Origin of the sequence: Hymenobacter sp. AT01-02 (genome assembly GCF_000961955.2) — a bacterium.
GTDB lineage: Bacteria > Bacteroidota > Bacteroidia > Cytophagales > Hymenobacteraceae > Hymenobacter > Hymenobacter mucosus.
This window is the reverse complement of the sequence record NZ_JZIR02000081.1, coordinates 1-14,422: the sequence shown is the minus strand read 5'-3', so window position 1 is coordinate 14,422 and position 14,422 is coordinate 1. Positions and strand designations below refer to the sequence as shown.

General features: G+C 55.9%; 13 protein-coding genes. 8 read left to right on the top strand and 5 right to left on the bottom strand.

The genetic code is table 11. From position 1 onward, the window contains the following. Positions 1-43: 43 nt before the first annotated feature. From VI25_RS19205 to VI25_RS19195, 3 genes are all read right to left on the bottom strand, one after another. Positions 44-574, bottom strand: coding sequence for a hypothetical protein (locus VI25_RS19205; protein WP_045689964.1), 531 nt, complete (start codon positions 572-574; stop codon positions 44-46). A 133-nt stretch (positions 575-707) separates the two neighbouring features. Next, the gene (locus VI25_RS19200; RefSeq protein ID WP_143437057.1) at positions 708-1,232 is read right to left on the bottom strand and encodes a hypothetical protein; all 525 of its coding nucleotides are present in this window, start codon (positions 1,230-1,232) and stop codon (positions 708-710) included. A 98-nt stretch (positions 1,233-1,330) separates the two neighbouring features. Beyond that, positions 1,331-2,539 (bottom strand): homogentisate 1,2-dioxygenase, encoded by a 1,209-nt coding sequence (locus tag VI25_RS19195; protein WP_045689962.1) that lies wholly within the window; start codon positions 2,537-2,539, stop codon positions 1,331-1,333. 188 nt (positions 2,540-2,727) lie between these two features. Here VI25_RS19195 and VI25_RS19190 point away from each other — a divergent pair, with 188 nt between their 5' ends. Continuing rightward, positions 2,728-3,741 carry a transglutaminase-like domain-containing protein gene (locus VI25_RS19190; protein ID WP_236705140.1) on the top strand — a complete coding sequence of 338 codons (1,014 nt, stop codon included), beginning with the start codon at positions 2,728-2,730 and terminating at the stop codon, positions 3,739-3,741. 108 nt (positions 3,742-3,849) lie between these two features. Here the strand turns inward: VI25_RS19190 and VI25_RS19185 are convergent, their stop codons facing one another. Then, on the bottom strand, positions 3,850-5,508 hold the full coding sequence (locus VI25_RS19185) for a S41 family peptidase (protein ID WP_055562752.1): 1,659 nt from the start codon (positions 5,506-5,508) through the stop codon (positions 3,850-3,852). Positions 5,509-5,932: 424 nt separating this feature from the next. On the opposite strand from VI25_RS19185, the gene ruvX reads away from it, so the two are divergent. Next, positions 5,933-6,343 carry a Holliday junction resolvase RuvX gene (gene ruvX / locus VI25_RS19180; RefSeq protein WP_045689960.1) on the top strand — a complete coding sequence of 137 codons (411 nt, stop codon included), beginning with the start codon at positions 5,933-5,935 and terminating at the stop codon, positions 6,341-6,343. Further along, positions 6,340-6,939: a peptide deformylase gene (def, locus tag VI25_RS19175; RefSeq protein WP_045689959.1), complete on the top strand. Its 600-nt coding sequence runs from the start codon at positions 6,340-6,342 to the stop codon at positions 6,937-6,939. The genes ruvX and def overlap by 4 nt, the downstream gene beginning before the upstream one ends. A 17-nt stretch (positions 6,940-6,956) precedes the next feature. Here def and VI25_RS19170 read toward each other — a convergent pair whose 3' ends face one another. Then, positions 6,957-8,123, bottom strand: a complete 1,167-nt coding sequence (locus VI25_RS19170; protein WP_152981707.1) for a DUF5700 domain-containing putative Zn-dependent protease — start codon at positions 8,121-8,123, stop codon at positions 6,957-6,959. A 217-nt stretch (positions 8,124-8,340) separates the two neighbouring features. Between VI25_RS19170 and VI25_RS19165 the strand changes: the two genes are divergently transcribed. The 5 genes from VI25_RS19165 to VI25_RS19145 all read left to right on the top strand — a co-directional run bounded on the left by VI25_RS19165 (position 8,341) and on the right by VI25_RS19145 (position 14,386). Further along, a complete protein-coding gene (locus VI25_RS19165) occupies positions 8,341-9,363 on the top strand; it encodes a sensor histidine kinase (protein ID WP_052695397.1) in 1,023 nt (340 codons plus the stop codon). Between the two features lie 86 nt (positions 9,364-9,449). Further along, positions 9,450-10,181, top strand: a complete 732-nt coding sequence (locus VI25_RS19160; RefSeq protein WP_045689576.1) for a LytR/AlgR family response regulator transcription factor — start codon at positions 9,450-9,452, stop codon at positions 10,179-10,181. A 217-nt stretch (positions 10,182-10,398) separates the two neighbouring features. Beyond that, positions 10,399-11,376 (top strand): zinc dependent phospholipase C family protein, encoded by a 978-nt coding sequence (locus VI25_RS19155; RefSeq protein WP_045689577.1) that lies wholly within the window; start codon positions 10,399-10,401, stop codon positions 11,374-11,376. 119 nt (positions 11,377-11,495) lie between these two features. Further along, positions 11,496-11,867 (top strand): DMT family protein, encoded by a 372-nt coding sequence (locus tag VI25_RS19150; protein WP_045689578.1) that lies wholly within the window; start codon positions 11,496-11,498, stop codon positions 11,865-11,867. 182 nt (positions 11,868-12,049) lie between these two features. After that, positions 12,050-14,386 (top strand): patatin-like phospholipase family protein, encoded by a 2,337-nt coding sequence (locus VI25_RS19145; RefSeq protein ID WP_045689579.1) that lies wholly within the window; start codon positions 12,050-12,052, stop codon positions 14,384-14,386. The last annotated feature ends 36 nt before the right edge of the window (positions 14,387-14,422 follow it).

Genomic DNA, 14,422 nt, shown 5'->3' with positions numbered 1-14,422 from the left:
GGCCTAGGCCAGGGGGCTTTCTTGTTTTGGTCTTGTAAGTGGCCTAGAGCGGGTCAGCAGTTACCTTAAAGCGCGAGTCGGCGCGGATGGTAATGTCCTTGCTGATGGCTTTGCGGATGCGGGCTTCGGTGGAAAGCGTGTAGCTGCTGGCCTTGATGTACTTGTCGAGCTTCTCGGTGGTTGGGGTCAGCTGGATGGTGTTGACGCCCATGGGTATGTTATCCTTGGAAGCCAGCAGAATCCGGTCGTTGCCGTCGGTGCTGATGTACAGGCTGATGCTGCTCAGGAAGTCGAAGTTCTCGGAGCTGGGGTCGGTGACGGTGAGCGTGAGGCGGTCGAGCTTCACATCCTTCACCAGATTAGCGCTGGTGTTTTCGTTCTTGAACTTCTCGTCGGAGCGGGTAGGAACGGTGATAGGCGAAACCGGCGTAATCACGTTTACCGGGAAGCCCGTTGCGATTTTAACCGACTGCGAGTCCTCAATAGTAAAGGTCAGCAGCTTGTCGAGTTTGTCGCAGCCAGACAGGAAAACCAGTAAGGCCAGAAGGGGAGCTAGAAAGAGGACTTTTTTCATGGGAGTTGCAATTTGAGCGGAAGTTACGAAATCAACTCCAACCCGGATTTGTCCTCCCTTCCACTCATCCCACGCGTTCGTCTAGCGATAACATAGCATCTTACTAATGCTCATTACATTAATAGATTTAGTGTTACAACTGCTGTGCCCGAACATCATACTGTAATTGCAACTCAGCCAAATTTTGGCTGGGTTGGTTGACCTCTAGATAAGGTATAATATAATACCTACCGGGCTGCAGATAGGCTGTCAAGTCCTCTTTAGTTGGCACTAGTTTCAGAGTAGTCGCCCCACGCGGAACGACATCGGTGGCAGCCAACACAATCCGCTTATTACCCTCCGCTGTAACGGCATACAGCGTGAGCCGATCCAAAAAATCGAAGTTTTGCCCGTTGGGGTATTTCAGGTTTACTTCAGCCGTACGAAGTACTACACTCTTTACATGTTCAATAGAAGCCTTATTTATTTCACAGGCCTGCGCACATTTTGACCATACACTTATGGTTGAGGTATGTCCTGAGGAATAGCGGGATACGTCCAGCACTGCAGAGTCTAGAACATCGAATGTAACATCCGACTTCTCCGCATCCTCTTTTTTACAACCACTAAATAACCAAACCAAGGCTATTAGTACACAGAGAGAACAAGCGTGTTTCATGCATTTAACTTAACATATATAAGCTTAAACACCCCGTGTCCTTTGTATATCCATGGGGTGTTCTTGTAAAGTGTAAAGAATATTGATTACACCACTCCTTAATCCATCATATCGGCGGAGCGGGGCGGGTCGGGCACGAAGCCAGGTTGCCAGCTCATGGGGTAGCGGCCGTCCACGTAGGGCAGGGCCGCCTCGGTGAGGTAGAGCGGGCGGAAGGTGTCCACCATCACCGCTAGCTCGTGGGTTTCCTTTTTGCCGATGCTGGCCTCCACGGTGCCGGGGTGTGGGCCGTGGGGAATGCCGCTGGGGTGCCAGGTGAAGGACGCCAAGTCTACGCCCTTACGCGACATGAAATTGCCGGCCACGTAGTACAGCACCTCATCTGAGTCGACGTTGGAGTGGTTGTAGGGCGCCGGAACACTCAGCGGGTGATAGTCGAAGAGGCGCGGCACGAAGGAGCAGATGACGAAGTTGTGCCCTTCGAAGTGCTGATGCACAGGTGGCGGCTGGTGGAGGCGGCCCGTAATCGGCTCGAAATCATGAATGCTGGTGGCGTAGGGATAGAAGTAGCCGTCCCAGCCCACTACATCGAAGGGCGAGTGGCCATAGGTTAGAGTGTGCAGCAGGCCGTCTTTCTTGATCTTGACCACGTACTCGCCCGATTCCCGCTCATCATCGGTCACCAGCTCATGCGGGGGCCGGATGTCCCGCTCACAGTAGGGCGAGTGCTCCAGCAGCTGCCCGAAGTGGTTGCGGTAGCGGCGGCACGTTTCCACGGGGCTAAACGACTCGATGATGAGCAGGCGCACGGGGCCTGCTTCGAAATGAAGCTGGTGAATGATGGTGCGCGGAATAATGACGTAGTCGCCGGGCTCGAACTGCACCTTGCCTAACTGGCTCCACAGCTCGCCCCGACCTTCGTGCACGAAGATGACCTCATCGGCCAGAGCATTCTTGTAGTAGTAATCCATGCGCCGCTCGGTGGGGTTGCAGATGCTGAGCGTCACGTCGGCGTTGCCGAGCATGGTTTGCCGGGCCTGCAGGTAGTCGCCGCCGGTGGTGGTTTGGGCCAGAGTGCGCAGGTGCGCTGGTTCCAGGGGCCGGTCTTTCAGCAGCTTAGGTGCAAACGGCTCGGGCTGGCCCACGGTCCTGATTTCTGTGGGTGGGTGCTTGTGGTAGAGCAGCGACGAAACGCCGTGGAAGCCCAGCGTGCCCACTAGCTGCTCCGAGTACAGGGAGCCATCGGGCTGGCGAAACTGGGTGTGGCGCTTGCGCGGAATCTGGCCGAGGCGGTGGTAGAAAGCCATGGTACAGAAATGAGTTGGGTGGGAAATACGGGTAGAAAGGTCAGTAGCGTGAAGGTAAGAAGGTTTGGTATGGATAGCAGCCTGGGATATTCGAGTCACGTTCCCGGCAACCAATATGTCTGTATGATGGTTGAAGCCATAACCCTGGCGTATCTTGCACTTTATTTCAGCCGTTACCTCTTACTACCGTGTCTTCCGTATCTGCCCGTCTGCTGCCGCTCTTCCTAACCGGTTTAGGTTTGCTGGCTTCTGCCAATACACCCAAAGCAGTGGAACCGCGCACCCGTACGTTCAACTTCAACTACACGACTACCGTACCCGCGCAAGCCGCCGGCGTGCGCGAGGTAGACTTGTGGCTACCCGTGCCTCACGACGACAAGAGCCAGGACATTCGCGACCTGAAAATTGAAGCACCCGTACCCTACGAGGTGAAAACAAGTGCCTACGGCAACCGCGTGCTGCATGTGCACGCTACGGGGGCGGCGTTGCAGGGATTTACCGTGAGCATGAAATTGCAGGCTACTCGGCGCGAGCACCTCAACCCTACGCTAGCCGGCCAACCCGTTACGCGCAAAATGCTGGAGCCTGCTGACCCCAACATGAGCCGGTGGCTGGCGGCAGATAGCCTCGTGCCCCTAGACCCAAAGATCCGGCTGTGGGCACAGGAGGTAGTAACGCGCGCAAAAGCCACTACCAACTTGGAGAAAGCAAAGGCTATCTACGAGCACGTGGTTAGCACGGTGACCTACGATAAAACTGGCCAGGGTTGGGGCCGCGGCGACATCTACTATGCCTGCGACGCCCGCCGTGGCAACTGCACCGATTTTCACGCCGTGTTCATTGGCTACTGCCGAGCCGTTGGCATTCCTGCGCGCTTTAGCATTGGGTTCCCACTACCTCCAGAACGCGGTAGCGCCGAAGTAAAAGGCTACCACTGCTGGGCGGAGTTCTACACAAAGGAAACGGGCTGGGTACCCGTAGATGCCTCTGAGGCAGCTAAGAACCCTGCCAAGCGCGCCTATTTCTTCGGGGCTCACGACGAGAACCGCTTGGAATTTACGCGCGGCCGGGACCTGGTTTTGGCCCCGCGCCAGCACGGTGGTACCCTCAACTACTTCATCTACCCATACGCCGAAGCAGATGGCCAACCGCTGGCGGGCCTGCAACAGCAGTTCCGAGTGCAGGATATACCAGCTAAGTAGCCACTATAGGCTTCTCTAAACACTAAGCGGCCCGTAGTTCTTTTAGAGCTACGGCCGCTTAGTTTCTTCGGAGCTGATAATTCTGCTACTTCAAGGTCAGCCCGTTCATTAGGTAGAGCCACTATCAGTGACTACGCGGAGGGCCTGCTGAATTTCAACGTCTTCTTGGTTGAGGACTTGGAAGTAAGCGGCTTTACCATAGGCGCTACGGGCAATTAGGGCTTTCAGCTGGCTGCGCAGGAGCGGTGCGCACCGGCGCAGGCCAGCGGCATCGTTGGCTACGCCATCTTGCGCGGCCCGAGCGGCCAATTGTTGCAACTGGGCGTCGCTGATGCGGAAGCTTTGGCTGAACTGCTCAAAGCGCAAACCCTCCAACTCAGTCTTATGCTCTTGAAAGAAGCGGACAGCAAACTCACGAACTAGGTTGTGGCTCTGTAGGCGGGTATAGTAGGCTGAATAGGCAGTAGTATCGCGGGGCACAAACACATCGGGCATGATACCTCCGCCACCATACACCGTGCGGCCGTGCGCCGTACGGTAGCGCAGGGAATCTGCAAAGTGAATACTATCAGCGTGGAAGTACTCGCCGTGGCGCTGACGATTCACAAGGTCCTTTTCGTACTCGGCCAGCCCGCCGCTGTAAGACTTTTGAATGCTACGGCCCGAAGGGGTGTAGTAGCGGGCAATGGTTAGGCGCAACTCCGAGCCGTCGTTAAGCGCAATGGGCTGCTGTACCAAGCCCTTCCCGAAGGTACGACGACCCACCACAAGGGCGCGGTCCTGGTCTTGTAGGGCACCGGCTACCACTTCGGCCGCGGAGGCACTGCCTTCATCTACCACCACTACCAGCGGGCCTTCCTCAAACTCGCCCGCTACGCGGGAAAAGGTCTGGGTATCGTACTGGTCACCTTTGCCATCGGTGTATACAATCTTTTTCGTGCCCCCAATCAGCTCATCGGCCAGCTTAGTGGCACGGTCGAGGTAGCCACCGGGGTTGCCACGCAAATCAAGCACCAAGCGGGTGAGCCCCTGACGACGTAGGTCGCCGAGGGCAGCCTTGAACTCGTCGTAGGTACCGCTAGCAAAACGACTAACCTTGATGTATCCCGTCTGATTATCAATCATGTATGCCACATCTACCGAGGAATTGGAGATGCGGTTGCGGGTCATTTGCACGTTCAAGGGCTGAGTCAGACCACGGCGCAGCAGGCGTACCAGCACGGCACTTCCCCGGGGGCCTCGCAGCTTGTTGAATACTTGCTCAGTGGTGTTGTGCACCCCCGATACCCTCTCCCCATTCACGGCCAGAATACGGTCGCCGGGTTGCAGCCCTGCTTGGTCGGCGGGGCCACCACTCAAGGGTGATACAACCGTTACGGTATCATGAAATAAGTTGAACTCCACACCTACCCCATCAAAATCGCTCTGGAGGAAGGCTGAAGCCTGCTGCTGCTGCCGCGCCGGAATAAATACTGAGTGCGGATCTAGGCGCTCTAGCATCCGACCAATGGCGTAGTCCGATAGTTCTTCTGCATTCACGGAGTCCACGTAATCCCGGTCCACATAGCTCAGGATTTCTTTGAACTTTAGATAGCCCCGAGCCGTGGCATCCGGGTTTTGATCGGAGGGGCGAAAGGGATTGGCACCTAAGAGGATTCCGCAAGCTAGAGCTAGTGCCAACAGGAGCGGCTGCCGAATCTGCCGCCGGGTATTCCGTAGGGCCGGCTCCTTCACAGGGCGCAACGAGTCGTGGGGCTCGGTAGTCATAAGGCGCTGAGTGAGTAGAAGTTTAGGCGATACGCAAGGGGTGGCAATACGGACAGGTATCCAAAACTATTGAAACTTTTCCAAGATACCTGCACTGCACATAGGTGGATATTTATTTTCCAATAACAATGCAAATTTTTATGGATTTAGAGCAACATACTTCAACCCAAACGCAGATAATCCTATTTCAAAAGTCTCTGAATGCGAGTGTTGTACGAAAGTAGTTTTATCATTTTATGAAGAATACCTTCGCTCGTTCAATAACGCTGTTTGCCGGCTCAATCTACGATTGCACCCTGCCACCGGATTGCGGGCGCTAAGTTTCGGCTACCACCTTTCGCAAGCAGCATCGTATCTTTGTACGGAGGCCGTGCTAACAACTTGACGGACCGCATTTTCGCTTTCTTTCGTTTACTCCACTGTGATGGGCCGAATTCTTGCCATCGACTACGGCCACAAGCGGGTGGGGCTGGCCGTTACGGACCCGCTTCAACTGATTGCCTCCCCACTTGAAACCATTCACAGCCAAGATTTGGTGACGTACCTCAAGGCTTACCACCAGCGGGAACCCTTAGAAGCGTTAGTGATTGGCATGCCCAAGACCCTGAGCAACGAACCCACCGACTCTACCAGCGCCGTAGTTGGGGTAGTTCGGCGCCTACGTAAGGAATTTCCTGAACTGCCCCTGCATGAGATAGACGAGCGGTTTACCTCGCGCATGGCTCACGCGGCTATGTTGGCCGGAGGGCTTAGCAAGAAGGACCGTCGCGACAAAGCCACCGTAGACCGTGTGTCGGCTACTCTGATTCTGCAATCTTTCCTCGAATCCCGATGATCTATCCTATTGTTGCCTTTGGTGACCCGGTGCTGAAGGCCCCGGCCAAACCTCTTGCCCCCGACTACTCCCCCACCGAGCTTAAGCAGCTGGTGCAGGACATGTTTGATACCATGTACTATGCGCACGGCGTGGGTCTGGCTGCCCCGCAGGTAGGCAAAAGCATCCGCTTGTTTGTGGTCGACTCGGAGCCCATGCTTGATGAAGACGAGGAGGGTAAGCCTATCATCCCCGAGCCCACGGCGGCCCCCGTAAAGCGAGCCTTCATCAACCCTCAAATGGTAGAAGAAACCGGTCAGGAGTGGGCTTTTGAAGAGGGCTGCCTTAGCATTCCGGGCGTGCGGGAAACGGTTTACCGCAAACCTGTTATTACGTTGCGCTACGAAGACGAAAACCGCCAGCAACACCAGGAAACCTTCTCCGGCATGACAGCCCGCGTAATTCAGCACGAGTATGACCACTTGGAAGGCGTACTGTTTACCGATTACGTATCGGGGCTGAAAAAGCAATTGCTGAAAGGCAAACTAAGCCGTATTAGCAAAGGCGACGTGAAAGCCGACTACCGGATGAAATTCGCTGGTCAGGGCCGCCGCTAGGCTGCTAGCTTACCTGCCTACAAGCAACGCCCCCAACAGATGCATCTGTTGGGGGCGTTGGCTTGTAGATCCGTTTTGCTTGCGTACTCAGTGCGCAACGTGAGCTTTCCGAGTTGGTGCAACGTATCTTTTTTCCAGCTTTTTGAGGTACGCCATAGATGTTTTAGCGAACAATGGGGGGCGCTTTTTGTCCTTGCGGGCAGCCTTTTGGTAGAGGCAAAAAACGCCATGGGATTATCAATGGTCGCTAGCATTTGCGGGGTGTACCCTTGGTTATTAATGATATGCGCCATGTAAAACCCGGGCAGGTGACCAGCAGTGCCATTGTATAACCGCTGATAGAACTTGCGCATTGGCAGTGCTCCGCTGCCCATTTTTGCACCTACCTGCAACACGGAGTCTAGGCGGTGGATAACAGTAGGAGCGGAAGCTAGCAACCAGTTTTGAATGTCGGCTGAGTCGGGCGACTGTAGCAAGGGTTTCTTGTCGATCAGGTCGGCAACGCCTTCGTTTTGCACGGCATCAAGGGCCCACAGCAACGGTTTATCCGGCTCTAAAGCACCGCTGAAATTGGGCCTAGGCCGAAGCTGATGATGCATTTCGTGCGCTTCCAAGATGCCCGCCTTAGGCTTGTTCCACTCTATTGCCGAGTTCAAACTGAATACAATGCCTTCCTCTCGCGAAGTAGCGTCGTTGCCCAAAGCCGTGTAGTACAGATGCAAATCTGGCACTTTGGTGTGAGCTCGCTCAGGTAAGTATTCGTAGGCATACGTGTACATCACCTCAAGATAGGATGGCTTTTGTGCCATTTCTTGGGCGTATTGCCTGAACATTGGCTCGCGCTGCTTATAGTCGTTCACCAGCACGTAGTACCACGACTTGGCCCGTAGTTTAGCTTGCCGCAACGAATCGTGCCGGGGCATATACACCACCTCAATGGCTTTCCGGTAGCGTTGCAACGCCTCCTGCGGGAACACTCCGGGTACGTACAGCTTGTTGGCTGGTAAGGCCAGTAACTCCTGCCAGGCAGCGTCAGTGAGCGGCTTATCCTGGCGGAGCGCATCGGTAAGCTCCCAGTAACGCGTAGCTGCCTCAATGTTGACGGTTTGGGCCGTGCCCAAATGGTGGAAGCAGCACAGCACTAGGACAAGCAAGCTGGCACACGAAAAACGAAAGTGCTTCATATAGGACCGAGGAACAGCAGGGTGAACGAATAGCCCGAAGGTGGGCGGGCAGGCCTGGCAGCTCAAGTTTATTATTGCAACCCACCCAAACCCGATGTGAACCCGCCGGGTAGAGCTTTAGGCCGGTTATCCGGCTAGTTGGCGTGTTCATCACGGCTGATGAAGCGTTGCTATAAAATACAGGGCGGTGCAGCGGCTTTGCACTAGCTTCGAGTGTATGAACCGTCAAACCACGCGCTACCACTTGCTGGGCTGGGGCTTATTGATAGCCTATGATTTTGTAGGAATTGTTGGGGAGCGACCAACCAACTTGGGCGTCTTGCTTCTTCTGCAATTTACCTTTCGCCTGAGCATGATGAGCGTGTTTTACTACTGCTTTCTACTGGTGTTTCCAAGGTACTTGCGCTTGAGTCGGGTGCCGCAGTTGCTGCTAGGCTTGGGGCTGGCCCCGGTAGTATTTACCGGCACGCGCTACATGCTGGAGCAAGTACTGTTGCCGCTGCTCTTTGGGTTTAGCAACTATTATGGCGAGGTAAACCTATGGGCCTACCTGCTCGACAACGCAGAGCGTGGCCTACCCATGATGATGGTAGCGGCGGCGGCCTGGGGTGTGCAGGATGCCTTTTTGCAGGAAACTCGACGCGAAAATGAGCAACTGATGCAGGAGAAAACGCAGGCCGAACTAGCCTTTCTTAAAACTCAAATCAACCCGCACTTCCTCTACAACACGCTCAACTACATCTACTCCGAGGCCTATCTGGTGTCGGAGCCGTTGGCGGAGACTGTGCTGCGCCTCTCCGACCTCATGCGCTACATGCTTCACGAAAGCCCCGATGGCAAAGTGGAATTGCGGAAGGAAATAGACTACCTAGAAAACTACCTGATGCTGCACCGGCTCCGCTTCGAGAACAAATTTTTCGTGGACTTTGAGCAGGTAGGCCATGTAGAACGGCAGCGGGTGGCTTCACTGGTACTGGTTCCGTTTGTAGAAAATGCCCTCAAGCACGGGGTAGTCAACCGACCCGACCAACCCATCAGCATCACGCTCACTCTGCCCGCCCCCACGCACCTGCGCTTCGATGTACGCAACCACATCAATCATTACCAGAAAGACCATACCACGGGTATTGGGTTGGCAAACCTACGGCGGCGGCTAGCTCTGCTGTATCCCAATCGGCATCAGCTCCACATTCAGCAAGATGCCACTACCTACTGTACTACCTTAGAGCTTGAGTTATGAAAACGCAGTAGCCAAGGCGCTTGCACATGCAGCCCGTTACCAAGTTTGCCGAACCGCACCATGTCTTCCCATTACGTTCCATGCATATGTTGCGCTGCCTTGTAGTAGATGATGAGGCATACGCCGGACGCCTACTTGCTAGCTACATTGGGAAGATTCCATTCCTAACCGTAGCCGGCCTCACTACTAATCCCATTGAAGCGCTGCTGTGGGTACAGGAAGGCCGCGCCGACCTTGTATTTCTCGACATTCAAATGCCGGAGCTGACGGGCTTGCAGTTTCTGAAGCTGTGTGGAAGTCGCTGCAAAGTCATCCTCACTACCGCCTACCCCGATTACGCCCTGGATGGGTACGAATACGACGTAATAGACTACTTACTTAAGCCCATTGCTTTCGATCGTTTCTTGCGGGCGGCCCAAAAAGCGCAAACTGCCTTGCTTGCTTTAGCGCCCACGGCTGCGCCGATGCCAGTAACGCCGTCGGCACTGGCGCCGGTCAGCAACTACTTGTTTGTAAAGGGGGAGAGCAAAAACAAGTTTCTGCGCGTCAACCATGCCGACATTCTCTACGCCGAAGCGCTGGGCAACTACTTGGCCCTGGTGCTGCCCAACCAGCGGCTCGTTACCTACCAAACGCTCAAGGAGCTAGCCGAGCAGCTACCCCAGCCTCCTTTCCTGCGGGTACACAAGTCCTTCATCATTTCGCTGGATCAAATCAGCATGATTGACGGCAACACCGTGTACGTGGGAGAGAAAGCCATTCCCGTTGGCGAAACGTACCGAGAGGCACTCTACAAGTTGGTGCGCGACCCAGGATAGCGACCTTGCTAGTTGATCTACAGTCTTTGCACTGGCTAGCTACTCCTGCCTGATGGGCTTTATGGCTACTACCGGCTCCGGCAACGGCTCTTTCCGCAAGCCAGAGACTGGTTATGCTACTACCGCTGCTGGCCTAGGATCGCGAAATAGGCTGCGGCTAAGGCTTACGACTCCTTATCGTATTGCCTGGCCGTAACTCTTCAGTATCTTATGGCTTATGAGCTATCTAGTACGCTATAGTATCGTTATCTTATTGACGCTGAGCACGGCCGTATCGGCTCAGGCGTGGGGCTTCTTTAGCCATCGTCTGATCAACCGGCTGGCCGTGTTTACGCTACCACCCGAAATGATTGGCTTTTACAAGGCCAACATCGACTACCTCACCGACAATGCTACCCGCCCCGATTCGCGGCGGACCGTAGTACCCGGTGAGGCCCCGCGCCACTTTCTCGATGTAGACGTGTACGGCGATTCGGCTGCGTACAAGCTGCCACGCTCCTATGCTGATGCGGTGGCCCTGCTGGGCGAGGATTCACTCCTACGCCACGGTATCGTGCCCTGGCAGGTGGCGCGCATGAAGGGCCAGCTTACGGAGGCCTTCCGCCAACACGATTCGGACCGCATTTTGCGCCTCTCCGCCGACATGGGCCATTACGTAGCCGACGCCTGCGTGCCTTTGCACGCGACCCACAACTACAACGGACAACTCACGGGCCAGCGCGGCATTCACGCTCTGTGGGAAAGCCGCCTGCCGGAACTGCTCAGCGCCAATTACGACTTTTTCACGGGACCTGCCCCCTACCTGGAACGCCCCACCGAAACCATCTGGGCCGTCGTAGGCCGTTCCCACGCCGCCGTCGATTCGGTGTTGCGGGTGGAGCGGGAGCTGACGCAGAAGTTCCCCGAAGACCGCAAGTATGGCTTTGAGCAGCGCAACAACCTCACGGTACGCACTTACTCCCGTGAGTTTGCCCGCGAGTATCATCAGCGCCTCAGCGGCCAAGTAGAGCGCCAGATGCGGCTGGCCCTGCGCTTAGTGGGCGCCTATTGGTATACGGCCTGGGTAGATGCCGGTCAACCCGACCTCGACAAGCTACCCCGCACGGCCTCCGAAGCCGAAAAGCAGCGCCTAGCCCGCGAAGCCGCCGAGGCCGTACCCGCGCCGCAAGCTGCCATACCAGGCCACGACGAGTAGCCCCCCGTATGCAGCGCAGAGGGGCAGTAAGGATTGGGCATTGAGGAGGCGGAGAAACGTTTCTGGGCTACCAGTAGTAGAGGTAGGCTGAATGTTTCTTTAGCCGCTTTGCCCGACCTATGAAAAGTGTGTACACCGTCCTCCTGCTCACAATCTCCAACCTGTTCATGACGTTTGCGTGGTATGGGCACTTGCAGTTCAAGAAGATTTCTTGGCTGCACGGCCTGGGGCTGGTGGGCGTTGTGCTGATTAGCTGGGGGCTGGCTTTCTTTGAGTACGTTTTTCAGGTGCCCGCCAACCGCATTGGGTTTCAGGAAAACGGGGGGCCGTTCAGCTTATTTCAGCTCAAGGTTATTCAAGAAGTAATATCGCTCACGGTATTTACGCTATGCGCCGTGTACGTCTTCAAAACCGATAAGCTGGGGTGGAATCATGTGGTAGGTTTTGCGCTTTTGGTGGCCGCGGTGTATGTGATTTTTCGCAAATGGTAGGCGCTTGTTTTCTGAGCTTTGGCAGGTTCTGTCAGCACGTTGCTACTCCCTCGCACCTGAACAGTATGCCGTTGGCCGGGGCGCAGCTCATTTTCGTCTAAAATTGGACAACTCCGTTATGCCTACTGCGTAGGTAACGCGCCTCTCTACTGAGGCTTTCTTCGTTTTTCTTCTTAAGTCATATGCCGAAACTATACCGGACACTGGTGCTGCTGCTTGCAGGGCTGCTGAGCATTTCCACTGCGCAGGCGCAACGCGTGGGCCTCGTGCTCAGCGGGGGCGGGGCCAAAGGGCTGGCCCACGTGGGGGTTCTGAAAGTGCTAGAAAAGAACCGTATCCCCATCGACTACATTGTGGGCACCAGCATGGGTGCCATTGTGGGGGGCATGTACGCCGCTGGCTACTCACCCCGCGAGATTGAGGAGATTGTGCTCAAGCCAGAGTTTCAGGATTGGGTAGCCAACCGCCCGCTGGAAGGCAAGGTGTACAACTTCTACGACGCCGACCCCTCGCCCGCAGCCCTGCACCTGGGCTTGGCCATAGACTCCGCATTTCGTACACGCGTGACGCCCCGCCTCATCAATGACGCTACGCTGAACTACATGCTGGCAACCATGCTGGCCCCGGCGGGCGCCATTGCCAACTACAACTTCGACAACCTGTTTGTGCCCTACCGCGCCGTAGCGTCAGAAGTGTTTACGCGCCAGAAGGTAGTGCAGCGCTCCGGCTCACTTTCCGATGCCGTGCGCAATTCTATGGCTTTCCCGCTCGCGTTTCGTCCCATCCGCCAAGAGGACGGGCGCTACCTGTTCGACGGAGCCGTAGTAGACAACTTTCCTACCGGCGTTATTCGGGAAGAATTTAAGCCCGATGTAATTATTGGTGTAAACGTGGGCGACGTAGCTTACAGCAAATACCCCAAGGAGAAGGATGACGAGCTGCTTACGAGCACCCTAGTGTTCCTGGGTTCAAATGCTGCGGATACGTTGTCGGTAGGGGCCAATGGGGTCTTCATTCAGCCCGACCTAACGGATTATACGGCCGCCGACTTTGGACGGGTAAAGCGCCTGATTAGCCTAGGTGAGCATGCCGCGGAAGAGAAGTTGGCCCTCACCTTACGGCGCATTCAGCGGCGGGAAGATACCGTGGCCCTACAGCAGCGGCGGCGCCTGTTTCAGGAGCGGGCACCCCGGCCCACATTCACGGGCGTCACAGTGCAGGGCCTGCCCCGGCAGCAGCAGGAGTTTGTGCGTCGGTTCTTCCAGCGTTCCGGCTCTACGTACTCGCCCAGCGACATTGAAGAAGGCTATTTCCGTTTGGTCAGCAATGACTTCTTTACCAACGTGTACCCCCGCATCCGGTACTCGCAGGAGCAGAAAGGCTACGGACTCAGCATCGACGCGCGCCAGGCCAATAACCTCACGGCCGACTTAGGGGTGCTACTGTCGTCGCGCTCCATGAGCAATATTTACCTGGGCGGGGCCTACCGCTACCTCAACCGCTACCTCTATACCGTGCGGGGCAACGCCACCATTGGGCGTTTTTATAACGCAGTGCAGGGGTCGTTCAGGGTTAGCGTACCGGGGCAAATTCCGGTCTACTTCGAGCCCAATATCACCTTCAACAACCTGAACTACCAGGACACGGGAGACCTACTAGGGCAGAATGCGGCCACAAGCCAACTGGTGCAAAGGGACCTGAAAACGTCTTTGCAAATCGGCATCAGCCCGAACTACCGCAGCCGCTACATCTTTGATATTGGCGCCTTCACCAACCGCGACCGGTTTGCCAATACCAGCGAGGTGAACAGCGACGATGAACTGGACCTAAACCGCTTCCAGGGCATCACGTCCGGCATCCGCTTCGAGCGTAACTCCTTGGACCGCCGGCAGTATGCTACCAAGGGCCGCCGGGCCGAGTTTGCGTTCCGCGCAGTTACGGGCCAGGAAAAGTACGAGGCCGGCACTACCGCCAACGGGGTGATGGACCGCAGCAAAAACCAACGCTGGGTGAGGGGCTCCTTGTTTGTGGAGCAATACTTCTCGCTGAACAAGAGCGACTCTGTGGGTGCCAAAACCAACGCGTGGGGCTACACGGTAGATGCCGTAGCTAGTACCCAAGGAGCCTTTGCCACCTACCGGTCTTCCCTGACCACCTCGGCGGCGTTTCTGCCCCTACCCGACTCCCGCACTCTTTTCCTCGATAACTACCGCGGCACGGCCTACGTGGCAGTAGGAGTGCGCTATGTAAAGGGAGTACTGCGGGGGGTAGAATGGCGAACCGAAGCCTTCACGCACGTGCTGGTGCGCCCCTGGAAACAGGCGTTCGACAACCCCGTGCTGGTACGCCGCTCCCAGAGCATAACGCGGCCCTACCTCACCCTAATGACCGGCTTTGTATACCAGACCCCAGTAGGCCCCCTCTCGGTACAGGCTATTCATTATGATGATGACACCCACCGCTTCGGGGTTTTCGCCCACATCGGCTACGTGCTGTTCCGCGAACGGTCGTTGGATTAAGTAACAGAACCGCTTCTACCAAAAACAGATTACCCC